The sequence below is a fragment of the Ralstonia sp. SA306 genome (assembly GCF_054792405.1).
In genome coordinates this window covers 860,591-883,145 of sequence record NZ_CP096452.1, presented here as the reverse complement: position 1 = coordinate 883,145, position 22,555 = coordinate 860,591, and the positions used below count along the sequence as shown (strand labels likewise).

The window sequence follows — 22,555 nt, the reverse complement described above, 5'->3', positions numbered from 1 at the left end:
GCGTTACGCTCGCGTCCGCGTCATGTTTCGTAGGCGAACCGGATCTTCATAATCCGCTACAGTTTACGGCTCGAATTCTGATTGCCGGCGCGGCTGCCATCGGTTCATCCGCGCCGGCATTCCCCCTTACCTCCAAGCTCCAAGGAACGCCCTCCATGTCCTCCGGTGTCATTCGCCTGCGCGGAGCCCGTCAGCACAATCTCAAAAACCTCGATCTGGACCTGCGCACGGGCGAAATGACCGTCGTGACCGGCCCGTCGGGGTCCGGCAAATCCAGCCTCGTTTTCGACACGCTCTACGCCGAAGGCCAGCGCCGCTACGTCGAGACCTTCAGCGCCTATGCGCGCCAGTTCCTCGACCGCATGGACCGACCGCAGGTCGAGCACGTTGAAGGCGTGCCGCCCGCCATCGCCATCGACCAGACCAACCCGGTGCGCAGCTCGCGCTCGACGGTCGGCACGATGACGGAGCTGAACGATCACCTGAAGCTGCTGTTTGCCCGCGCCGCACAACTGTTCGACCGCGACACCGCGCTGCCGGTGCGGCACGACACGCCGGAAACCATCTATGACGAGCTGCTCTCGCGCACGCGGGAGGGCGATCCGCGCCTGGTGGTGACGTTTCCCGTGGAGCTGCCGGCCAATACCAGCCCGGAAGAAGTCACGCAGTGGCTGTCGGTCAGCGGCTATACACGCGTGCAGGCCGAGCGCGTGGTCGAGTCTTCCACCGGCAAACGCAAGCTGCTCGACGTGGTGGCCGACCGCTTCCGCCTGCAGGGCACCGAGCGTGTCCGCGCGCTGGAGGCCATTGAGTCGTCGCTCAAGCGTGGCGGCGGCCGCGTGAGCGTGTATGTCTTGCCGGCCGACGAGGCGTCGCAACCCGTCATCTGGCGCTTTTCCACGGGCCTGCACTGCCCGGAAAGCGACCTGCGCTACGCAGACCCGCAACCCGCCCTTTTCTCGTTCAATTCCGCTTACGGCGCGTGCGATGCCTGCCGTGGTTTCGGCCGCGTGATCGGCGTCGATCTGGGGCTGGTGATTCCCGACGAGCGCAAGACCCTGCGCGACGGCGCCATCAAGCCGATGCAGACGCCGGCGTGGAAAGAGTGCCAGGACGATCTGATGCGCTACGCGGCCGCAGCCGACATCCCGCGCGGCACGCCGTGGGCAGAGATGACCGAAGCCCAGCGCAACTGGGTCATCAATGGAGACCCGGCCTTCAAACGTGGCGGCTGGAACAAGCAGTGGTACGGCGTGCGCCGCTTCTTCGACTACCTGGAGTCGAAGGCGTACAAGATGCACATCCGCGTGCTGCTCTCCAAGTACCGCAGCTACACGACGTGCGAAACCTGCGGCGGTGCGCGCCTGAAAACCGAGTCGATGCAGTGGCGCCTGGGCACCAAGGAAAACGCCGACGCCGTGCTCGCACCCGAACACCGCTTCATGCCGCGCGGCGTAGCCTGGAGCCGCGCCCAGCTCGAAGCCCTGCCCGGCCTGACCGTGCACGACCTGATGCTGCTGCCCATTGAGCGCATCCGCCGCTTCTTTGACGAACTGACGCTGCCCTCAACGCTGCTCGACGACGCGCTCAAGCTGCTGCTCGACGAAGTTCGCACGCGCCTGGCGTATCTGTGCGATGTCGGCATCGGCTATCTGACGCTCGACCGCCAGAGCCGCACGCTCTCTGGCGGCGAAGTGCAGCGGATCAACCTGACGACGGCGCTCGGCACATCGCTCGTCAACACGCTGTTCGTGCTGGACGAACCGAGCATCGGCCTGCACCCGCGCGATCTGGACCGCATTGTCCAAGCCATGCAACGCCTGCGCGACGCGGGCAATACGCTGGTGGTGGTTGAGCACGATCCGTCCGTGATGCTGGCTGCAGACCGCCTGATCGACATGGGGCCCGGCCCCGGCGAGCGTGGCGGCAACATCGTCTTCGACGGAACGCCGGCGGCCATCCGCCAGGCCGATACGCTCACGGGCGCCTATCTGTCCGGACAGCGGCGCGTGGCCGACGCAACGGATTGGCAAGCGCGCCCCGTCAACGACGCCACGCCGCGTCTGGTGCTGGAAGGTGCGGCCGAACACAACCTGCGCGATGTCACGGTCGAGATTCCGCTGCAGCGCCTGGTGTGCGTGACCGGCGTGTCCGGCTCGGGCAAATCGACGTTGATCCAGGACGTCCTGCACCCCGGGCTGGCACGCCACTTTGGCAAGGCTACCGAATCGCCAGGCGCATTCCGCGCCCTGCGCGGCGCCGATCAGATCAGCGACGTGGTGTTCGTCGACCAATCCCCGATCGGCAAGACCGCGCGCTCGAACCCGGCCAGCTACGTGGGCGCGTTCGATGAAATCCGCAAGCTGTTCGCCAAGGCGCCGATGGCGCTGCAGCGCGGCTACACGGCCGGCACGTTCAGCTTCAACTCGGGCGACGGCCGTTGCCCGACCTGCGGCGGCTCGGGTTTCGAGCACGTCGAGATGCAGTTCCTCTCCGACATCTACCTGCGCTGCCCGGATTGCGACGGCACGCGTTATCGCGCCGAAATCCTGGAAGTGAAGATCCCGCGCGCGGGGCGCTCGCTATCGGTGGCCGATGTGCTGGAGCTGACGGTAAGCGAAGCCGCCAGCATGTTCGCTGATGACGCCGACGTGCTGCGCGTGCTGCAACCCATCGTTGACGTGGGCCTGGAGTACGTGAAGCTGGGCCAGCCGGTGCCGACGCTCTCCGGCGGCGAGGCACAACGCCTGAAGTTGGCGGGCTTCCTGGCCGAAGCGGCGCAAGCCGCCCAGGCGGCGGCTCGCAAGCGCGTCAAGCAGGATGTGCCCGCCAATGCCGGCCGCCTGTTCATGTTCGACGAACCGACCACGGGCCTGCACTTTGACGACATCGCCAAGCTGATGCGTGCCTTCGGCAAGCTGCTCGAAGCGGGGCATTCGCTGATCGTGATCGAGCACAACCTCGACGTGATCCGCGCGGCGGACTGGATCATCGATCTCGGCCCCGAGGGCGGCGACGCAGGCGGCCTGCTCGTGTGCGCCGGCACGCCCGCGCAGGTGAAGGGCTGCGCTGAATCGCACACCGGTGTGGCGCTCAAGCAGTACGAAGCCAGCATCGGCCAGCCGGAGGCAGCCGAAGGTGTGCCGTTGCAGACCGCGTTGGCTGAACGCCGCGCAAAACGCGCCGCCTTGGCCGAAGTCCAGGGCGAAAACGTGGTGCGCATCGTTCACGCACGCGAGCACAACCTGAAAGGCCTGAACGTCGATATTCCGCACGGCAAGTTCAACGTGGTGACGGGCGTGTCGGGCTCGGGCAAGTCGACACTGGCGTTCGACATCCTGTTCCACGAGGGGCAGCGCCGCTATCTGGAATCGCTCAACGCCTATGCACGCTCCATCGTGCAGCCGGCGGGGCGACCGGAAGTCGATGCGGTCTACGGCATTCCGCCCACGGTGGCCATTGAGCAGCGCTTGTCGCGTGGCGGCCGCAAGAGCACGGTGGCGACAACGTCCGAGGTGTGGCACTTCCTGCGTCTGCTGTATGTGAAGCTGGGCGTGCAGCACTGCATCCACGACGGCACGCCGGTATCAGCGCAAAGCCCGGAGGCGATCTTTGCCCAGCTCATGCGCGACCATCGCGGCCAGCACATTGGCCTGCTCGCGCCGTTGGTCGTGAACCGCAAGGGCGTCTATACCGACCTTGCCAAATGGGCCAAGGCGCGCGGCTATACACATCTGCGCGTCGATGGCGAGTTCCTGAGCGTCGACCCATGGCCACGCCTGGATCGCTTCCGCGAGCACACGCTGGAACTGCCCGTGGGCGACATCGTTGTCTCGCCGGAAAACGAAGCCGCGCTGCGTGCATTGCTGGAGCAGGCGCTGGAATACGGCAAGGGCATCATGCACGTGCTCGCGCCGCTCGATGGCCTGCAACACGCCATGCGCAACGGCGGCACGGCGCACGTCGGCAATGTGAAGGTGTTTTCGACCAAGCGCGCGTGCTCGACCTGCGGCACCAGCTACCCCGAGCTGGACCCGCGCATGTTCTCGTACAACAGCAAGCATGGCTGGTGCACGAGCTGCGTCGGTACCGGATTGGCGCTCACGCGCGAACAGCGTGCCGCGTTTGATGACACCGTGCTCGGCGGTGACGATCGCGGCCGCGAGCAGACGTTGCCGTCGGAGGAGGTCGATCCGGACGGCATGACCGACCTGCCCTGCCCGGATTGCCACGGCACGCGCCTGAATCCGACTGCGCGCGCTGTCACCTTTGCCGCCAAACCCATCGTCGACATTGCGCAGTGGACGGTCAGCCAGACCCGCCGCTGGGTCGAGGGCCTGGACCTGACAGGCCGCGATGCCGACATCGCCCGCGACGTGGTGGCCGAGATTCACAGCCGCCTGTCGTTCCTGGAAGAGGTCGGCCTGGGCTACCTGAGCCTGGACCGCGCCGCGCCGAGCCTGTCGGGCGGTGAAGCGCAGCGTATCCGCCTGGCTGCGCAACTCGGCAGCAACCTGCAAGGCGTCTGCTACGTGCTGGATGAGCCGACCATCGGCCTGCACCCGCGCGACAACCGGATCCTGCTCGACGCGCTGCGCAAGCTGGGCGACAAGGGCAACACGCTGGTGGTGGTTGAGCACGATGAAGACACCATCCGCCGGGCCGATCACATCATCGACATTGGCCCGGGCGCCGGCAAGCGCGGCGGCACGCTGGTTGCACAAGGCGGCGTGGCGGACCTGGCAGCCCAGCCGGATTCGCTCACCGGCCGGTTCCTGTCGCAGCCGATCGAGCATCCGCTGCAGCCGCGCCGTCAGGTGGTCGCACCGCGTGCTGGCGTGCAGGCGGTGCCCGAGCAATGGCTGACGGTGCATGGCGCCAAGCTGCACAACCTGCGCAACGTGACGGCGACGATGCCGCTGTCACGCCTGGTGGCCATTACAGGCGTATCGGGCTCCGGCAAATCGACGCTGGCTCGCGATGTTTTGATGACGAACCTGCTCGATGCGGTCGGCCGTTCGGTGCTGTCTTCGCCGGCCACGCGCCGCGCGCGCAAGGCCGCACAGGCCGAGACGCCTGAGGCGAAGATGCCGCGCAAGCTCGACGTGAAACACGACTGGCACGGCTGCGACAGCGTCACCGGCTGGGAAACCATCGACCGCGTGCTCGAAGTCGACCAGACCCCGATCGGCAAGACGCCGCGCTCCTGCCCGGCCACCTACATCGGCGTGTGGGACACCATCCGCAAGCTCTTTGCCGATACGCTGGAGGCCCGTGCGCGCGGCTATACCGCCTCGCGCTTCTCGTTCAACACCGGCGACGGCCGTTGCCCCGCCTGCGAAGGCCAGGGCGTACGCACCATCGCCATGAGCTTCCTGCCCGACGTGAAGGTCGGCTGCGACGTCTGCCACGGCCAACGCTTCAACGCCGAGACGCTTGCCGTCACCTGGCGCGGCAAGAACATCGGCGATGTGCTCACCATGGAAATCGACGAAGCGGTCGAGTTCTTTGGCGCGATGAACAGCATCGCCCATCCGCTGCAACTGATGAAGGACGTCGGCCTCGGCTACCTGACGCTCGGCCAGCCTTCGCCCACGCTGTCCGGCGGCGAGGCGCAGCGCATCAAGCTCGTCACCGAGTTGTCCAAGGTGCGCGATGACCTGACCCGCCGTGGCCAGAAGGCACCCCACACGCTGTACGTGCTGGACGAGCCGACCGTGGGCCTGCACATGGCCGACGTGGCCAAGCTGATCCGGGTGCTGCATCGCCTTGCAGATGGCGGCCACAGCGTGATCGTGATCGAGCACGACCTCGACGTGATTGCCGAAGCGGACTGGATCCTCGATCTCGGCCCCGAAGGCGGCGATGAGGGCGGCACGATCGTGGCGGCGTGCGGGCCGGAGGCGTTGACGCGCGTAGCGGCCAGCCATACCGGCGCGGCTTTGGTGCCGGTGCTGGCGCGCGGCAAGCAGGTCGACCCAAGCAAGGAAGGCGAAACGGTCTAGCGTGGCGCGCGACGGTCTCCGGGCAGATGGAGACCGTCAGCGCGGTGCACCGCTCGGTGTGGCGCGGGCAATTCTTTCGCTTTCCTGAGCAAACCGGCAAAAAAGCCTGCCCGAGCAGGGTTTGCCCTAAAGAACCGGGCTGCGCTGCCGTCACATTGTGGAGATTGTGAAGAAAGCGTTTGCGCGCGTCCGACCATGGCCACTTCGTCCACAAGCAACAACTACATTCCGCCGATCTCGGTTCCGGGCATCGGTACGAACATCGACGTCAACAGCCTTGTCACGAAGCTGATCCAGGCGGAAAGCAAGGGCATGACGCTGCGGCAGACGCAGCAGAAGGCTTTTCAGACGCAGTTGTCGGCGGTCGGCTCGCTCAAAAGCGCGTTGGCGACCTTCCAGACAGCGATGGCGGCCCTGAACAACCCGGACACGTTCACCGGCAACAAGGCCAGCGGGCACGACACGTCAATCCTCACGGCTTCGCTGTCCAACACGGCGCCCGCCGGCACGTATCAAGTCAACGTGACGCAGCTTGCGCAGGCGCAGGTGCTGTCGGCCAACGGGCAGGCATCCAGCAAGACGCCCATTGGCGGCGGCACGCCCACCACCCTCACGTTTTCATTCGGTAACGTCTCGGGCGGCAGCTTTGCCAACGGCAAATACACCGGCGCCACGTTCACGCAAAACGGCAACCAGGCCGGCGGCTCGATCACCATCGACCCGTCGAACAACACGCTCGCGGGCATCCGCGACGCCATCAACAGCGCCAACGTGGGCGTCTCGGCCAGCATCGTCAACGACGGCAGCAATTCGCCCTATCGGCTGGTGCTGACGTCCACCGCAGGCGGCGCCAATTCGGAGATGAAGATTTCCGTCTCCGGCGACCCTGCTCTGCAATCGCTGCTGAGCCACGACCCGGCCGGCACGCAGAACATGACCGAGGTCGCCACGGGCCGCAACGCCATGGCCACCGTCAACGGCATCAGCGTGCAGAGCGCCACCAACACGCTGACGGACGTGGTGGACGGAACGTCGTTCACGCTGGCCAAGACGGGCAGCACGACCGTCACGGTCGGCAGCGACGCCGGCCAGGCCAGCCAGTCGGTGCTCAACTTCGTCAAGGCGTACAACGCGCTGCGCATCCAGCTCAACGCGCTGACCAAGTTCGACACGGCCAACGCCGCCAACAACGGCGCGCTGGCTGGCGACGTCAGCACCAAGATGATGATCAACCAGCTGACCGACGTGCTGGGCCAGGGCATCGGCAACGGCGCGTTCCAGTCGCTCGGCAGTATTGGCGTGACGATGGACAAGGAAGGCACGCTGTCGATTGACGACCCCAAGCTGACCGCCGCGCTGAAGAAATCGCCCGGCCAGGTGGCGGCGCTGTTTGCCGGCACGGGCACGGCAACGGATTCGCTGCTGAAGGTCTCGTCGTTTTCAACGACCACGCAGGCCGGCAGCTATGCCATCAACGTCACGCAACTGGCCACGCAGGGCGCATTGAAAGGCTCGGCGGCCGCCAACACGACCATCCAGAGCGGCGTGAACGACAGCCTGTCGGTCACGCTCAGCGGCATTACGACCAACATCAAGGTGCCGGCGGGCAGCTACACCCCGTCGAGCCTGGCCGCGCAGATCCAGAGTCAGATCAACGCATCGCCTGACCTGCAGAGAGCGAAGGTGGAAATCGCCATCGGCGCCGATGCCAACGGCGTGCTGACGTTGACCGACAAGCAATACGGATCGGTATCCACGGTGTCTGTGTCGGGCAATGGCGCAGCGTCGCTGCTCGGCGGCAGCCCGACGGCCACCGGCGGGCGCGATGTGCAAGGCACCATCAACGGCGCTGCCGCCACGGGTTCGGGCCAGAACCTGTACGGCGCCAGCGGCTCCGCAGTAGATGGCCTGACGGTGCAAGTCACGGGCGGTGCGTTGGGCGACCGCGGCACCGTCACCGTGCAGCGCGGCTACGCGGCGCAACTGCACACCGTGTCGGGCAACTTGTTGTCGAGCAACGGCATGGTGCAGAACGCCACCGACGCCATCAACAGCTCCATCACCTCGATCGGCAACCAGATCGACCGGATGCAGAAGCAGCTCGATGCCAAGCAGGCGCTGTATTACGCGCAGTTCAATGCGCTGTCGAAGGTGGTGGCCAGCATGACGAACACAAGCAACTACCTGACGACGCAGTTGGCGCTATTGCAGAAGCAGCGGACGGCGGGCTGATCGCGCTGACCGCACCTTGAGTGCGCATCCGCCGCAGCCATTTGCATGGTTACTGCTGCGGCTTTCCCCACAACGGATTCTTGTTGTCCGAACCCAGCACCTGGGCGAGTACTTCCGCATCGCCGTCACGTGCTGACGGAGCGCTCTTACGCGCGCGGGCGACCTTGGCTCGCTTACCGTGCTTCTTGGCGTGCACGGTTTTCTTGATTCCGCTTTGCGGGGCATTGCCCGGGGCCGGCACGGTGGAGGTGTGCTGGGCGCAGATGCCTGCGCTCATCCAGGCGGTGGTTAGGAGGGCTGCGGCGAGTTTGTATTGCAGGTTCATGTGAGAGAGTTGACTGACTTAGGAAGTGGAAATGCGAGCGCATGAGGCATACCGTGTCACCGCGCGCGAGTGACCTGCAAGCATCCGCGCCCGACCATCATTTCGCGCCAGTCTTCGCGGGCGGCGAGATGGGCTGATCACCGGATGTCTCGTCCGGGTTGTGGTAGCTGGTGTCAATGCTGTAGCCCTGAGCCTTCAGCTTTTGCTCGGAGCTGGCACGCTCGGCACGCATCTGGCGTTGCAGGCCGGGAAAGAGGTCGCGCCAGTGTGGGCGGTCCTGCTCATTGAACGCATTGCGCCAGAAGTTGGCGTAGCCCTCTAGCTTGATCTTGACGAAGTACGCGCCCGGCTCATCCACCTTCATGCGCGTCGAGTCTCTGGACATCTGTATGTCCATATAAACCCCGTTGAGATAAAAGCGCCACGAGGTCATGTCGGGCAGTTTCATCCAGTCTTCCAGGCCCGGCACATAGCCCGGGTCCAGTGAATCCACCCCTTGGTCTTTCACGAGCCGATAGCGGAAGGCTTCAGCACCTGCCAACCGCGGATTCTCCGGGTATATCCACCGCTTCCAGCCAGCCTGCTGGATACGCTTGAGCATTTCGTAGAACTGCAGGCGCGCCTGGTCGTGCGTAACGTTGTTTCGCGGCGGAATGCCCAGGCTGATGCTGTAGTCATAGATGCCTTCTTCAGCGTGGGCCTTGTCGAACGAACCCGACACACCCAAGGCGGTGTCCAGGCGCACCTCGCTCTTTTGGTTCTTGATGACGACCGTACCTTGCGAGCTGTCGGGCCAATCCACCGCATAGAAGGTCACGCCGTAGGCCTGCTCATTCTTGTTGTCAACATCCACGGCCTTGCCATAGCGGCCAATGAGCGCCTGCGGCGACTCGCCTATCTCAATCTCAATACTTTGCGGCATCACTATTTTGCTGGATGACTTGCTGGTGGAGGAAGGCTGGCACCCCATGAGCAGGAGCGCGGCCAGCGTTGCGAGAAGGCACGAAACCGTGCGGCGTGTTCGAACCATCATCGTGCAGGGGCTGTTTCGTCGGGATAGCGCACGCTGTCGGGCGTGCCAACCCAGCCGGCCATGGTCGAGAGTTGCGCTTCCATTCCGCGCGGGTCCTTAATCATCAGGCCGTGGAACTTGTCTGCAACCAGGCCAATCCACTTCATGCGGCTATCGTAGTTTTCCAGTTTCGTGTTCTCTGGAGCGACGTCCTCAAACGCCGGCAAGTCGGTATCGCACGCTGCCACGAAAGCCACTTTGAGCTTGGGCGCCATCCAACTGGTGGCGATGCCTACCGCATGACCCCACGTCCATTTACCGACATCGGCGCCGCCTCGCTGTACTTTTACCCACCAAGCGAAATCCGAATCCTTGTAGATCAGCGGCTGCAAGATGTTCCCTTGTTCATGGCGGGCCAGCGCCATGAGATTCTTGAACTGGAAATCTCGCCGCTTCACGTCGCTCGTGGCTCCGTCAAACTCTTTGACTTTATCGAACGCCTCTTTGACCTCTGGCGTCCACCGCAGGTTCTTGATCTTAGGCAGCGCCTCGCCAGCCCACGGCATCTTGTGCAACTGCTCCTTGACCTTGTCCACGTAGGTGTCCACGTCGCGCTTTTGCAAGCAGGTGTCGAACGAGTCGGCATCGAAGTTGTGATACCAGTGCCATGCAGCAATATCGTTGAACAGCCAGAAGTTACCCTTGCCTAACCCCGTACGCACGGTATCGCCCACCGCCCGGGTCGACAACTGCAGGGTCTCCAACGAGCATGCCACTGTTTTGCTGGCAAAGGCACCGAGCGCCATCCAGTAGTAGCGTCCCTTTTTTCTTGGGTCTCCATGCTCCTCCTGCTCAAGGTAGAGGCGTGCATAGGTGGCGGCGATACGCCGAGCCCGGGCCGGAAAAAAGTTGATAAGGCGGTTGCTTTTCTCGCCCTTGCGGTTAGACAGCCGCAGATAGCAAAACTGTTGTGCCAGCGACCACATCGTCGGGCATTGACAGTTCACATCGACGCAGCTGTCTGGTCGATCGTTGGTGATAGCGGTGACGGTTGTTTCATCGCTCATGGCTCGCGCTTGATGTCCTTGTAGCTTATGTCGTGCTGACGTCTTGTTCGGGGCCGCCAGTGTGAGCATGCTCATCCACCTCGGTCTCGTGCCACAACAGCGAGAAACGTAGCTGCTGCGGAGCCTCCGTACCGATGCGGGGGGTGCCGCCCGTATTGGATTGCGTCTTGGATTCGTGCCCGTCGCCCTGCGCAGCTGTGATCTGGTATGGCGTAGGCCGCATCGGTTTGCCGTTCGGGGTCAGCAGACGGAAGGTTTCATCATAGAGCCCGAACGATGTCGTCGGGAACCCTGCAGCGGTAACGGTTTTGCTCACCGGCCCCTGAAACTGTCGCTGCGCCGCCTTATACGTAATCGGCCCCGCACACTCCACGGTGATGTTCCCACCTTCGAGCGTGATCGACGCCCCGCCGGCAGTGGCGATGCGAATGCGCTTGGCGGCCGCAAAATCCACATTCATATTGGCCGACACCAGCTTCAGGTCCTGCTTGGCCATCAGCTTGAGCACGTCGTGCTGGGCTTGCACGTCGATGTTGTCTTGCCCGGCCGTCAGTTGCAGGCCGATGTTGTTGTCGCCCGCCTTTGACAAACCGGCAGCCACGCCGATCGCGTGGCCGGCGTGCATGCGTGCCTGCTTGCCGACGGCGAGGTTGGTGTCTTGGCCGCTGCCCAGCGCGATGCTTTCGCCGTTGGCGAGCTGCAGGTCTTGCCCGGCCACCATGACGAGGCCCGCTCGGCCTGCAAGATGCGCGATGGCTTCGCCCTGATGCGGCACCTTGCCTTGCGTGGCCGTGTTGCCTGCGCTGGCGTCTTGCTTGGCAGCGTCGAGCGCCTTGCCGTCGACCATGCCGGCCACCGCCTTGGCTTGCTTGACAAGCGGGGCATCGTCGTTCTTGGCGGTGTCGAGTGCGGCAGTCTGGTGCGTGACCGCGCCTTGGCCCAACGATGACGTCAATTCCTTGGCTTGCTTGATCAGCGCAATGCCTGCCACGTTGTCGCCGGTGGGCACGGCTTTGCCGTTACTGGCATCGCGGTAGGTGGTCAGCAGGAGGCCGGCCTGACCGCGCACGGCGGCGTGGCCATCGGTGCGCAACTCGAATCCCTGGCCACGGAAGCTGCCGCGCCGGTTGTCTTGTTGATGGACGAGATGGCCGAGGTTGAGTTGGCTGAATTGCTGCGTGGTAGCGAGCTGCGTACGCAACTGGCCGTCGCTGTCGTCAAAGACGAGGTGGTTGTAGCCGCTGCCGCCGTGTTCCGCGCTCTTGAAGCCGGTGTGGGCGGCGGCGTTGCGGTGGCCTTCGGCCTCCGTGCCCATGCCGTGCCACGCCGGGCTGTGGCCGCCGGCCACGTTTCCTTGTGCGCTTGCGGCGCTGTCGCTGCCTTGCTTGTAAAGGGCTGTGCTGTCGCTTTGGTCAGATGCACCCTGCCCGCCCGGCGTGGGTGCAATGCCGGCCTCGCCCTGGCCGTTGTACAACGAGCCGATCACGACGGGCTGGTCGATGTCGTCTTCGCTGAACTTGACGAGCACTTCCTGCCCGATGCGCGGCAGCCATTGCCAGCCCATGCCGGAACCTGCTTGCCGCTGCGCAACGCGCACCCAGCGGGTGCTGCGGTCATCCGCACGCTCGCCTTGTTGCCAAGGGAAGCGCACGCGGATTTCACCTGCGGGGGTGGCGTGGTGTTCGCCCTCTCCGCCTGCCTGCGTCTGGCCGTCCGGGCCGACCACGATGGCGCTGTGCACGCCTTGCGCGGTGGGTGCCGCGTAGAGGCGGCCGCAATCGGGTTCTGTCACAGCGGGGCGCCAGGGCCGACGAGCGTCGCTTGCGCGGAACATTCCGGCGTAGCCATGCGTGCGTGCCGCCTTCATCAGATCGCCAGTTGGGGCGTTGCGCTCGACGGGGCCTTCTGCTTCCTGAAAACCGAAGACGCCAGGGCCAGACTCCGGCGCGCTGGGCGGCGTATCGAATTCCAGCGCGGCGTCGAGCCCGCCCAAACGCTGGCTGAGCGCGTTGTGCGTATCGACGGTCAGGTTGTTGATGCCGCAGTGCTCGACCAGATCCATCAACAGCGGATAGGCGCCTTCCACGTCTTGCGGCAGGTGCGGGCAATCCACCACCTGCAGGCGCGTGCCGCTGCGCAGCGTGCGCACCGTGCCACGCCCCGAGAACAGCAGCGCGCGCGCCTCCAGGCTTTCCATGACCTGTTCGGCAATGCGCTGGGCGTTGGCGGAATCGGGTGCGAGCGACGGGCTGATCGACAGATACGCATCCGGGCTGCCCGCGCTGGTGGCGAAGCGCGCGGGTGCATGGGCACGGGCGTTCTGCTTGCCTTCCGGGTCCCACGCGGCCACCGCCACGCCACTTACGGTGGTGCGGCTATGGCAAGCGAGTTGCTGGATCGCGTCGCGCTCTTCCAGGCTGTGCGCGCGGTGGAAGCGGATACCGTCCGCCGCTGCCGATTCCGCGTCTTCCTGCAGTTGTGTGCTGTCGGCGAAGATCACGAGCGTGTGGCCGCCGTGCGCCTGATCGTCTTCCACCGTGGTGAAACCGAGCCCCGCTTCGGCCAGCAGGCGCGTGACGAAGTGATAGTCGGTCTCGCGAAACTGGGCGATGTGCGTGCGTGTACCGAAGTCGGCCATGCGTGCTTCGGCACCGGCCGCATAGCGCCACGAGGCATATGGCTCGTACGGCGACAACATCTGTTCAATGATGTCCGGCAGCGGCCGGTTCTGGAACACCTGGCTGTGGCGCTGCTGCGTGGTCAACCAGAACCAGGGCACCACGGTCAGGCGATAGCGCGTAAGGCTGCCATCCGCGCCAAGTTTCTCGGCCAAGCGGATCAGGCCTGTGCGCTTGGTCTGCGTTCCGTCGGCCAGCGTCGTGACCAACGTGACGCGCTGTCCCAGCAACGATTTGAGCGCGATGCGCGCATTGGCGCTGACGGCCACCACGCGCCATTCAAACAGCTCGGACAGCGCCTCCCGACCGAGCCACGCTTCCACCGCAAGGTCCGCAAGCGGCCCATCGCCTTCCAGCGTATACAGGCGGCGTGTTGGTGCGAAGAGGTTCTGAAGAAGGGTCGTGGCGTCCATTCGCTGTCCGATGCTGCAACGCGTGGCGTATCACGGGGCGATTTCGTGAAACCAGCGCGGGCATTTACGAGGCAGCGCAATGTCGAGCATTGCAACCGCCTCCGCTCAATTGCCTGGTTGTAAAAATAACCAACCAGGCAGTCGGGCGGCTATTGCCCTTTGTAAGTGGTTGGATTGGCTGCCTTATTGGCAGCATTCTGCGGCGCAAGCAATGCCGCCAGCAGATCGGCGTCAGGATCATCGGGGGCCAATCCGCCTTTTCGATTCTTGGCGGCTTTGGAGGTTGATTGCGCCCTGGGCTTTGTTGGCTGCTGCAGCGCCTTAAATGGCGTATTGGTCGATTTGGCCACCAGCTTGGCGGTTGCCGTCTTGCCTTCGTCGGTATTCGCCGGGGTGCTTGAAGACTTTGCCGCCAGGGTGTGCGTGGCCGGCGTCTCGTCATGCGCTTCCTTGGCGGGCACGCTTGCAACCGACGCCTTGTCGCTCTTCTCGGTTGCGCCGTCTTCGCCCGCCGGAACGTTGACGATGGTGGCGGCCTGCACTTCCGCCACGGGCTCGCTTGCAGAAGCGACAGGCGCCGCAGCGGCCGTGCGAGCGGTTTCCGCGGCCGCCGCTTGCGTGGCTGCAGGTGGTTGAGCAGCCGCTGGCGCGGCTTGTTCAGCCACCTGGGCGGGGGCAGGTTCGCCGCTCGGGTTCAGCACGATCCATGCGCCGATACCGGCGGCGAGCACGACGACCGCCGCGGCAACGCCATAGCGCTGCCCCGACTTTTTCGGTGCCTTGCCGCTGGCCGCGACGCGGCCTTCCAGGCTCGCCAGAATGCGCGTATGCCCGGCCTCATCGGTCTCGGATTCAGAATTGAAGAGCGTTGGGGGCCCTTCTTGTTTCAAATCGCCGTTATTACTCATCACGGGTCCAGAATTGAAATAGAATGCGCGGCGAACGTATGGATTACAAACAAGCGCCGATTCCGGTGGTGGCTGCTGATTCTAAGTCTGGCCTTGCTGAAAGACAAATGATTGACGTAGGTTGCAGTATTTTCTTTATCGTTTCTTAATATTTCTGCGTGGCGAGCGCTTGATTATTACCGTTTATTAATAATTTAGACCTCTAAATACAGATATAAATCTGAATGAATTGACGTAGGCGCCCACGCTCCGCAGGTTGGTATGGTTTTTGTCGCTCTTGTTCTCTACTTCGTTGCCATGGTGGTAGTGGCTGCCGTGCTACTGCTGCCGTCGGTACGGCAGCGCTGCGCGGCGTTGCTGCGTGCGCAGTGGCGGCGCGTGAGCACGGGGGCTGCGGTAGTGGGTGCGCGCTCGGCAGGGTCGTTGCGCGAGTCGGTGGACAACGCGACGTCGGGGGTGTCGGCGTTCAAGCAGTTCGTGGTACGGCGGCGGACGTTGCTGCTCGGTGCGCTGGGTGTGTTGTCGGTGCCGCCCATGCTGGCGCTGGCGCTGCGCGAGCAGCAGTCGTTCGAGTTCGATGACGACCAGGTGCGCGAGCCGGATCCGCACATCTCGGCGTTGCTCAATGGCGAACGGCTGATCCCGCCGCCGCCCTTGCCGCCCGAGGTATTCACCACGCGTGAAGTGGAGCAGGTCCGGCCGGCCATCCGCGATGCGAGCCGCGACTGGAATCTGCTCGATGCGGACTTCCGCCAGCGTTTGCTGCTCGTCTACAAGATCATGCGCGACGAACACGGTTACGAAATGGCGCTGCTCGAAGGCTACCGAAGCCCCGAGCGGCAAGTGAAGCTGGCGGCGATGGGCAGCAACGTCACGCAGGCCACGGCGTTCCAGAGCTATCACCAGTACGGTCTGGCGGCGGACAACGCGTTCTTCCGCGACGGCAAGCTGGTCATCAGCGAGAAAGACCCGTGGGCGATGCGCGGCTACGAGCTGTACGGCCAGACGGCGGAATCGGTCGGCCTCGTGTGGGGCGGCCGCTGGAAGATGATGGACCTGGGCCACGTGGAGCTGCGCCGCAAGGGCGTGCTCGGCAAACAGCCCGCACCAAGACAATAACGATAGGACACATGGAGAGCATGCAATGACACGGCCCTTCATCCTGCTGGGTGACAAGACGGACCACGGCGGCGTGGTGATCACCGCATCGGGCAACACAAGCACCGGCGGCAAGGGCATCGCCTGCGTGGGCGACAAGGTGACGTGCCCGCGGAACGGCCACGGCGGCACGACCGTCATCGTGACGGGCGACCCCAACGTCATCATCGACGGCAAGCAGGCGGCGCGCCATGGCGACAAGACCGCGTGCGGCGCCACGCTCCTGTCCAGCCAGGGCAACACCGGCAGCATCTGAACGCGCACGACATGGTTGCAAGACTCTTTCGGTCCGGGCTGACGCTGCTCGCTGTCTTCGTGGTGGTGTGGATTGCCGTCATTGTGTGGTGGCAGTCCGCCAACCGCATGCCGACCACCGCCGACATCCTCACCTACCTGCTGTTGCTGCCGGTGGGCATGATCGTCGGCTATTGGGTCATCAAGCGCGCGCTGGATGGCATTCGCTCCAATGTGGTCGCGGGCCGCGAGCTGGCAGCCGCCACACCGTCCGCAACAGGCGCTGATGCAAAGGCCGCCGACCCGCAAGATGCCACGCGCCAATGGCGCGCCGTGCTGCTGGCCAGTGCCCTGCGCGCGCCTGCGGGCAGTGATGCGGCATCGGTGGTGGACGCAGTGCAAGCCAACACGCAACCGGGCCTGACCGATGTCCAAGGCTTTGGTCAGCCGATCTTTGCTGCGCAAGTGGAAGGCGTCGACATCGAAGACCTGCGCGCCGAGCTAGCCGAGCACCATCCTGACGTCGACTGGCTGGACGAACGCCTGCGCGCCCTTTTGCTTGCAGGCCAGGTGGCCGAAGAGCTGGCCGCACGTGCCGTTGCGCAGATTCCGGAAACGACCGCCCCGGAAACCACGCGACTGATCATCACCGCCCTGCTCCCGCGCGACTGGACACCGCAGCATCAAGCCGCCGCCGATGGCTGGCTGCGCCAACGCATCGCGTTGATCTGGCCGGCAGACCGGTTGACGCTTGAGCCCATCGCCGCCAAGGGCGATGCCGACGCGCTGCTGCTGCTCGATCGCGCCACCCAAGGCGTGAACCGCGCCAACGATGAGCGCGTGCTGCGCATGGTGGTGGTGGCGGATTCACTCGTCGGCCCCAGCGCCGTCGAACAACTGATGCAGCAAGAGCAATTGTTCGAAGCCAATCGCCAACACGGCCGCGTGCCGGGCGAAGCCGCTGCGGGCGTGCTGCTGTGCGGGCCGGCCATGGCGCAAAGCCTGCTGCCGCCTGCGCTGGAAGGCGACGCCGCTGCAACGGAGTCGTTCACGATCACGCGCGCTGGTGTGGCGCGGCTTGAATCGCCGACGCCGGATCGCGGCCAGCCGCAACTGCAGGCGCTGGGTGATGCAGTTGGCCACGTGCTCGATACCTTGGCCGCCACACCGGTCAAGGCCAAGCAGGACACAGCGCCCGCTGAGAAAGCAGATACCGCCGAGGGCGATTCGGCTGCCGACCCCATCACCATTGCCGGCGTTGTCTCAGACACCGGCATGCACCCTGTGCGCACCGTCGAGGTGGCACGCGTGTTTTCCGAACGTTTTCCTGCGCTGGACCTGGCTGCGGATCTGCTGCCGGTTGGCACGCCGTGCGGCTATGTGGGCGCTGCGGGCCCGCTGCTCTCGGTGGTGGTGGCACACCAGTTGAGCCAGCAGACCGGCAAGCCGGTACTGGCCATTACCGCCAACGACATCCAGCAGCGCGGCGCCATCGCGGTGGTGCCCAGCCTGACGTGACCTTGTTCCTGATTTCGATTCCGATTCTGTCTGTTCCCGAGCCGAAGGCAACATGCAACGCTTCCTGAACTTCCTGACCAACTCACGCACGCTGTCCATTCTTGGCGTGATCGTGCTGACCATCTTCCTGCTCCTGATGGCGCAGACCTTTGAGGTTGGCCTGGTCTGGGTCGGCGTCGCGCTAGGCGTGCTGCTCGTGCTGTGGCTGCTGACGTATCTGTGGAAGCGCTGGCGTGCGCGTCAGGCCAGCAACAAGCTGGAGGGCGTGCTTGAACAAGCCGCCACCGACAAGGCGGCCACGCCAGACAAGCGTGAAGAAGTGGAAGCCCTGCGCGTGCGCCTGGCAGAAGCCGTCAAGACCATCAAGCGCTCCAAGCTCGGACAGATGTCCGGCAGCGCAGCGCTGTACGAGCTGCCCTGGTACATCGTGATCGGCAACCCGGCGGCGGGCAAGAGTACGGCCGTGCTCAACTCCGGCCTGCAGTTTCCGTTTGCCGACAAGGGCGGCGCTGTCATCCAGGGCATCGGCGGCACGCGTAACTGCGACTGGTTCTTCACCACCGAAGGCATCCTGCTCGACACGGCCGGCCGTTACTCGGTGCACGAAGAAGACCGCCGCGAATGGCTCGGCTTCCTGGACCTGCTCAAGCGCTATCGCCCCAAGGCGCCCATCAACGGCATCGTCGTAACGGTGAGCGTGTCGGAACTCACGCAAAACCGCCCCGAATTCGCCATCAACCTGGCCAAGAACCTGCGCCAGCGCGTGCAGGAACTGACCGAACGGCTGGAAGTGTTTGCCCCGGTGTACGTCATGTTCACCAAGGCCGACCTGATCACCGGCTTTACCGAATTCTTCGGCGACAGCGAGAAGCAGGAGCGCGACCGCGTATGGGGCGCCACCCTGCCCTTCGAGCCGGACTCGAAGCCGGACGTGGCGGCCGTGTTCGACCAGCGCTTTGATGAGCTGTGCGACGGGCTGAAGGAGATCAGCGTGGCGCAGATCGCGCTGCACCGGAACAACAAGCTCTCGCCGGGGCTGCTGAGCTTCCCGCTGGAGTTCGCATCGATCAAGCCGACGCTGCGTGCGTTCCTGATGACGCTGTTCGATGAGAATCCGTTCCAGTACAAGCCGGTATTCCGCGGCTTCTACTTCACCAGCGCGCTGCAGGAAGGTGCCACCAACAGCGTATCGGCCGAGCGCATTGCGCGCCGCTTTGGCCTGTCCACCGATGGCGCCGCGCGCACCCGCGAAGTGTTCTCCAAGAACGGCTTCTTCCTGCGCGACCTGTTCTCGAAGGTGATCTTTGCCGACAGGCAGACGGTGCGGCAGTTTGCCAGCCCCGCTAAGACGCGACTGCGCATCGCCACGTTCTTTGCGCTCGTGCTGGCACTGGGCGTGATGCTGGGCGGCTGGACGTGGTCGTACATGGGCAACCGCACGCTCACTGCCAACGTGCAGGCCGACCTCGACAAGATCGTCAAGATGCAGCAGAACCGGGGGGACCTGCAGGCCCGCCTGGAGGCACTCGACATCCTGCAAGACCGTATCGAACAGCTTGACCGGTATCGCACCGACCATCCGCTCGCGCTGTCGCTCGGCCTGTACCAGGGCGACACGCTCCAGCACAAACTGCTGGACGAGTACTACAACGGCCTGCGCCAGGTCATGCTGAAGCCAGTGGGCGGCGCAATCGAAACCTTCCTGGCAGAAGTCAACGCGCATCCGGACCAGTTGGCCCCGATGGTGCGGCCGCCGGAAACCGGTGCAGTGATGACCACGTCCGTGACGACGGCCACCGCCACCCTGGGTGGCGCATCGGGTGTGTCGGGCGCATCGGGTACGGTCGCCAGTGCGCCTGCCGCACCGAATCAAGCCACGGCTTCGACCGGCGCCAAGCGCTACACCGACGCCTCCCCCACCAACGTGGAAGACGGCTACAACGCGCTCAAAACGTACCTGATGCTATCGGACAAGCGCCACGTGGAAGTCGCACACTTGACCGATCAGATCACGCGCTTCTGGCGCGGTTGGCTGGAAGACAACCGGGGCAACATGCCGCGCGAGCAGATGATTCGCTCGGCGGAGCGCAACCTGTCGTTCTTCCTCGCCCGCGTAAACGACGACAACTGGCCGCTGCTGGAAGGCAACCTCTCGCTGGTCGACCAGACGCGTGAGAACCTGCGCCGCGTGGTGCGTGGCATGCCCGCACGCGAACGCGCCTATGCCGAGATCAAGGCACGCGCCTCCACGCGCTACGCTCCGATGACGGTCGCACGCATTGTTGGCGATACCGGCGCTGGCCTGGTGGCCGGCAGCTACGCCGTGCCCGGCACGTTCACCAAGGAAGCGTGGTTCGGCTACGTGCAACCCGCCATCAAGGAAGCCGCCAACAAGGAGCTGCAGACCAAGGACTGGGTGCTGAACGTTGCCGCGCGCGACGACCTCACGCTGGAAGGCAGCCCCGAGCAGATCCAAAAGGCGCTGGTCACGATGTACAAGACCGAATACGCGCGCGAATGGCAACGCTTCATGCAAGGCGTGGCGATCCAGGACTTCACCAGCTTCGATCAGGCCGTCACCGGCATGAACCTGCTGGGCGATCCGACCAACTCGCCGATCCGCAAGGTGCTCGACACCGCATACGAGCAGACGTCGTGGGACAACCCATCGATGTTCAATGCCGGTCTGAAGCAAGCCAAGACCGGCGTGCTGGGTTGGTTCAAGCAGCTGTTCGCGCGCCAGACGCCGTCGCAGGTGAACGTCAACGTGGACGTGGGCGGCAATGCTGAAGCCGGCGCCATTCCGATGGGCCCGGTGGGCAAGGAGTTCTCTGGGCTCGCGCGCGTGGTTGTCATGCGCGACGACAAATCGCTGCTGCGCGGCTACATGGATTCGCTCTCCAAGGTGCGCACGCGCTTCAACCAGATCAAGAACCAGGGTGACCCGGGGCCGGGTGCGCGCCAGTTGATGCAGCAAACACTGGATGGCAACGGCTCGGAACTGGCCGACACGCTCAAGTACGTGGATGAGCAGATGCTGACCGGCATGACCGACAGCGAGCGCGCCACGCTGCGTCCGCTGCTGGTGCGTCCGCTGCTGCAGTCGTATGCGGTGGCGATCCGCCCAGCCACGACCGAAGTCAACAAGGTGTGGAACGCGCAGGTGTATCAGCCGTTCGCCACCACGCTGGCAGACAAGTATCCGTTTGCGCCCAACGCCAAGATCGAGGCCAGCGCGGCTGAGATCGGCCAGGTGTTTGGCCCGGACGGCGCGATTGCCAAGTTCGCCAGCACGACGATCGGTCCGCTGTCGGTGCGCCGTGGCGACATGATCGCCTCCCGCACCTGGGGCGATCTCGGCATTGCCTTTGTGCCCGAGTTCACCACAGGCTTCACGCGTTGGATCGCGCCGCTCACGGGCGGTGCGGCCGGTGGTGCAGGCGGTGCGGCAGCCGCAGCACCGCAGACGGTGTTCCAGATCCTGCCGGTGCCATCGCAAGGCGCGACCGAGTACACGATCGAGATCGATGGCCAGCAACTGCGCTATCGCAACACGCCGCCGCAGTGGGCCAATTTCGTCTGGCCGAATCCGCAAGGCACGCCGGGCGCGCGCGTGACGGCCACCACGTTTGACGGCCGTACGGTGGAGTTGCTCAACGAGCCCGGCCGCTTTGGCCTGGAGCGCCTGATTGCCACGGCACAACGCAAGCGTCGTCCGGATGGCGCGTTCGATCTGTCCTGGACGAAGGACAACCTGACGGTATCGATCAGCCTGCGCATCATCAGCAGCCCGCAGACCGCCGGCACAACCGCATCGGATTCGCCGCAAGGCCAGGGCCTGCGCGGCCTGCGCCTGCCAACGTCGATTGCCGATGCATCGGCACCGCAGAACACGCTGACACCGCCCGCCCCGGCAGCGCCCGCAGGCACGCCGCCTGCGGCGCAAGCGGCGGTGTCAACGCAGGCCGCACGCCGCAGCATCACGGAAGAGCAAGGAGGGACGGCGCAATGAGCCAGACCCAGTTGCAGCTTTCGTACTTCGGGAAGCTTCCGTCGCGCGGTGATTTCGTCAAAAGCGCCAACAACGTCCAACTGCTCGACACGCTCGACCGCTGGCTGGCGCAAGGCATGGAACTGCTGGCCGAAGCCCCGGATTGGAAGACGACCTACGACAATTGGAAGCCGGTGCAGTTTGCGTTTCTCGGTTCGCAGAGCAAGCTCGCCATCGCGGGCACGCTCATGGCCAGCAGTGATCTGTCATCGCGCCGCTTTCCGTTCCTGACGGCGGCGGCCATGGAAGTCGATCGCCCGATCAACTTCATCGCGCGCAGCCCGATTGCGTTGGCGCGCCTTTGGACACGCGCCGGCCAGCAGATGATCTCGCTCGGCACGGCCACCGACGCCACAGAGGGCTTGCGTCTCCTCGCCGAAGGTCAGCACGGCGTGGAGACCGGGACGGGCGGCACGAGCACGCAGTCGCACGACGCGAGTTTTTCGGATTTCATCGATTTCCAGACCGTTGCCGGCCTGGAGCAGATGCTGCGCTCGGAGGGCCATAACATCCGCCTGCGCCGCACCCTGCTGGCGCTGGGCACGCTGCTGCAACCCGTGATGGCGAACGGCTCGTCGCGGCTTGAGAAAGGGCTCACGCTGCCGCTGCCGGCAGACCCGCTCTATCGCAGCCTGGTGGCAAGTTTCTGGCTGGAGTTGGTGTCGCGCTTCCTGCAGCGGGCGGACTTCGAGCTGTCGCTGTTCCTCGGCGATATCAACGGTACCGAGCGACTGGTCATCGGCTTCAACGGCGCCTCGTCACGCACGCTGCACAGCGTCATGTCGCCGCTGGCGTATGCCGAACAGAACATCAACATCGACGATCCGGAATGGGTCGACCAGCACGTCAGCGGAGATTACGGCTTGGCCAAGTTCGTGAGTTACCTGGATCAACCGCAGCTCTCGCTGCGCGTGGCGGTCGATACCTTCCGCGAAGTCTTCATCGGAGAATGAA

At 64.6% G+C, this 22,555-nt stretch carries 12 protein-coding genes; 7 read left to right on the top strand and 5 right to left on the bottom strand.

The window, feature by feature from the left end; translation table 11 throughout:
- Positions 1–155 precede the first annotated feature (155 nt).
- Positions 156–6,005 carry an excinuclease ABC subunit UvrA gene (gene uvrA, locus M1D44_RS20545; protein ID WP_316852299.1) on the top strand — a complete coding sequence of 1,950 codons (5,850 nt, stop codon included), beginning with the start codon at positions 156–158 and terminating at the stop codon, positions 6,003–6,005.
- A 195-nt stretch (positions 6,006–6,200) separates the two neighbouring features.
- Entirely contained in the window at positions 6,201–8,237 is a 2,037-nt protein-coding gene (gene fliD / locus M1D44_RS20540) for a flagellar filament capping protein FliD (protein WP_316852298.1), read from the top strand.
- A gap of 49 nt (positions 8,238–8,286) precedes the next feature.
- Here the strand turns inward: fliD and M1D44_RS20535 are convergent, their stop codons facing one another.
- From M1D44_RS20535 to M1D44_RS20515, 5 genes are all read right to left on the bottom strand, one after another.
- Complete coding sequence (locus M1D44_RS20535; protein ID WP_112187778.1) at positions 8,287–8,562, bottom strand: hypothetical protein; 276 nt, start codon at positions 8,560–8,562, stop codon at positions 8,287–8,289.
- A gap of 97 nt (positions 8,563–8,659) precedes the next feature.
- Positions 8,660–9,595 (bottom strand): hypothetical protein, encoded by a 936-nt coding sequence (locus M1D44_RS20530; RefSeq protein ID WP_316852297.1) that lies wholly within the window; start codon positions 9,593–9,595, stop codon positions 8,660–8,662.
- A complete protein-coding gene (locus M1D44_RS20525; protein WP_316852296.1) occupies positions 9,592–10,641 on the bottom strand; it encodes a DUF2515 family protein in 1,050 nt (349 codons plus the stop codon). The genes M1D44_RS20530 and M1D44_RS20525 overlap by 4 nt, the downstream gene beginning before the upstream one ends.
- A gap of 25 nt (positions 10,642–10,666) precedes the next feature.
- Entirely contained in the window at positions 10,667–13,732 is a 3,066-nt protein-coding gene (locus M1D44_RS20520; RefSeq protein WP_316852295.1) for a type VI secretion system Vgr family protein, read from the bottom strand.
- A 149-nt stretch (positions 13,733–13,881) separates the two neighbouring features.
- The gene (locus M1D44_RS20515; protein ID WP_316852294.1) at positions 13,882–14,640 is read right to left on the bottom strand and encodes a hypothetical protein; all 759 of its coding nucleotides are present in this window, start codon (positions 14,638–14,640) and stop codon (positions 13,882–13,884) included.
- A gap of 261 nt (positions 14,641–14,901) precedes the next feature.
- On the opposite strand from M1D44_RS20515, the gene M1D44_RS20510 reads away from it, so the two are divergent.
- From M1D44_RS20510 to tagF, 5 genes are read left to right on the top strand one after another with little or no spacing between them, the layout of a single operon-like run.
- The gene (locus tag M1D44_RS20510; RefSeq protein WP_316852293.1) at positions 14,902–15,759 is read left to right on the top strand and encodes a M15 family metallopeptidase; all 858 of its coding nucleotides are present in this window, start codon (positions 14,902–14,904) and stop codon (positions 15,757–15,759) included.
- A 25-nt stretch (positions 15,760–15,784) separates the two neighbouring features.
- Positions 15,785–16,054, top strand: a complete 270-nt coding sequence (locus M1D44_RS20505) for a PAAR domain-containing protein (protein ID WP_024978961.1) — start codon at positions 15,785–15,787, stop codon at positions 16,052–16,054.
- An 11-nt stretch (positions 16,055–16,065) separates the two neighbouring features.
- Positions 16,066–17,550, top strand: coding sequence for a hypothetical protein (locus M1D44_RS20500; RefSeq protein WP_316852292.1), 1,485 nt, complete (start codon positions 16,066–16,068; stop codon positions 17,548–17,550).
- 52 nt (positions 17,551–17,602) lie between these two features.
- Positions 17,603–21,562, top strand: coding sequence for a type VI secretion system membrane subunit TssM (gene tssM / locus M1D44_RS20495; RefSeq protein WP_316852291.1), 3,960 nt, complete (start codon positions 17,603–17,605; stop codon positions 21,560–21,562).
- The gene (tagF, locus tag M1D44_RS20490; protein ID WP_024978964.1) at positions 21,559–22,554 is read left to right on the top strand and encodes a type VI secretion system-associated protein TagF; all 996 of its coding nucleotides are present in this window, start codon (positions 21,559–21,561) and stop codon (positions 22,552–22,554) included. Before tssM ends, tagF begins: the two co-directional genes overlap by 4 nt.
- The last annotated feature ends 1 nt before the right edge of the window (position 22,555 follow it).

What these genes read in the sequence shown, in the direction of transcription:
- M1D44_RS20535 (WP_112187778.1), bottom strand. Translation starts at nt 8,562, where the DNA reads ATGAACCTGCAATACAAACTCGCCGCAGCCCTCCTAACCACCGCCTGG.
- tagF (WP_024978964.1), top strand. Translation starts at nt 21,559, where the DNA reads ATGAGCCAGACCCAGTTGCAGCTTTCGTACTTCGGGAAGCTTCCGTCG.
- M1D44_RS20520 (WP_316852295.1), bottom strand. Translation starts at nt 13,732, where the DNA reads ATGGACGCCACGACCCTTCTTCAGAACCTCTTCGCACCAACACGCCGC.
- M1D44_RS20510 (WP_316852293.1), top strand. Translation starts at nt 14,902, where the DNA reads ATGGTTTTTGTCGCTCTTGTTCTCTACTTCGTTGCCATGGTGGTAGTG.
- M1D44_RS20515 (WP_316852294.1), bottom strand. Translation starts at nt 14,640, where the DNA reads ATGAGTAATAACGGCGATTTGAAACAAGAAGGGCCCCCAACGCTCTTC.
- M1D44_RS20505 (WP_024978961.1), top strand. Translation starts at nt 15,785, where the DNA reads ATGACACGGCCCTTCATCCTGCTGGGTGACAAGACGGACCACGGCGGC.
- tssM (WP_316852291.1), top strand. Translation starts at nt 17,603, where the DNA reads ATGCAACGCTTCCTGAACTTCCTGACCAACTCACGCACGCTGTCCATT.
- uvrA (WP_316852299.1), top strand. Translation starts at nt 156, where the DNA reads ATGTCCTCCGGTGTCATTCGCCTGCGCGGAGCCCGTCAGCACAATCTC.
- M1D44_RS20530 (WP_316852297.1), bottom strand. Translation starts at nt 9,595, where the DNA reads ATGATGGTTCGAACACGCCGCACGGTTTCGTGCCTTCTCGCAACGCTG.
- M1D44_RS20525 (WP_316852296.1), bottom strand. Translation starts at nt 10,641, where the DNA reads ATGAGCGATGAAACAACCGTCACCGCTATCACCAACGATCGACCAGAC.
- M1D44_RS20500 (WP_316852292.1), top strand. Translation starts at nt 16,066, where the DNA reads ATGGTTGCAAGACTCTTTCGGTCCGGGCTGACGCTGCTCGCTGTCTTC.
- fliD (WP_316852298.1), top strand. Translation starts at nt 6,201, where the DNA reads ATGGCCACTTCGTCCACAAGCAACAACTACATTCCGCCGATCTCGGTT.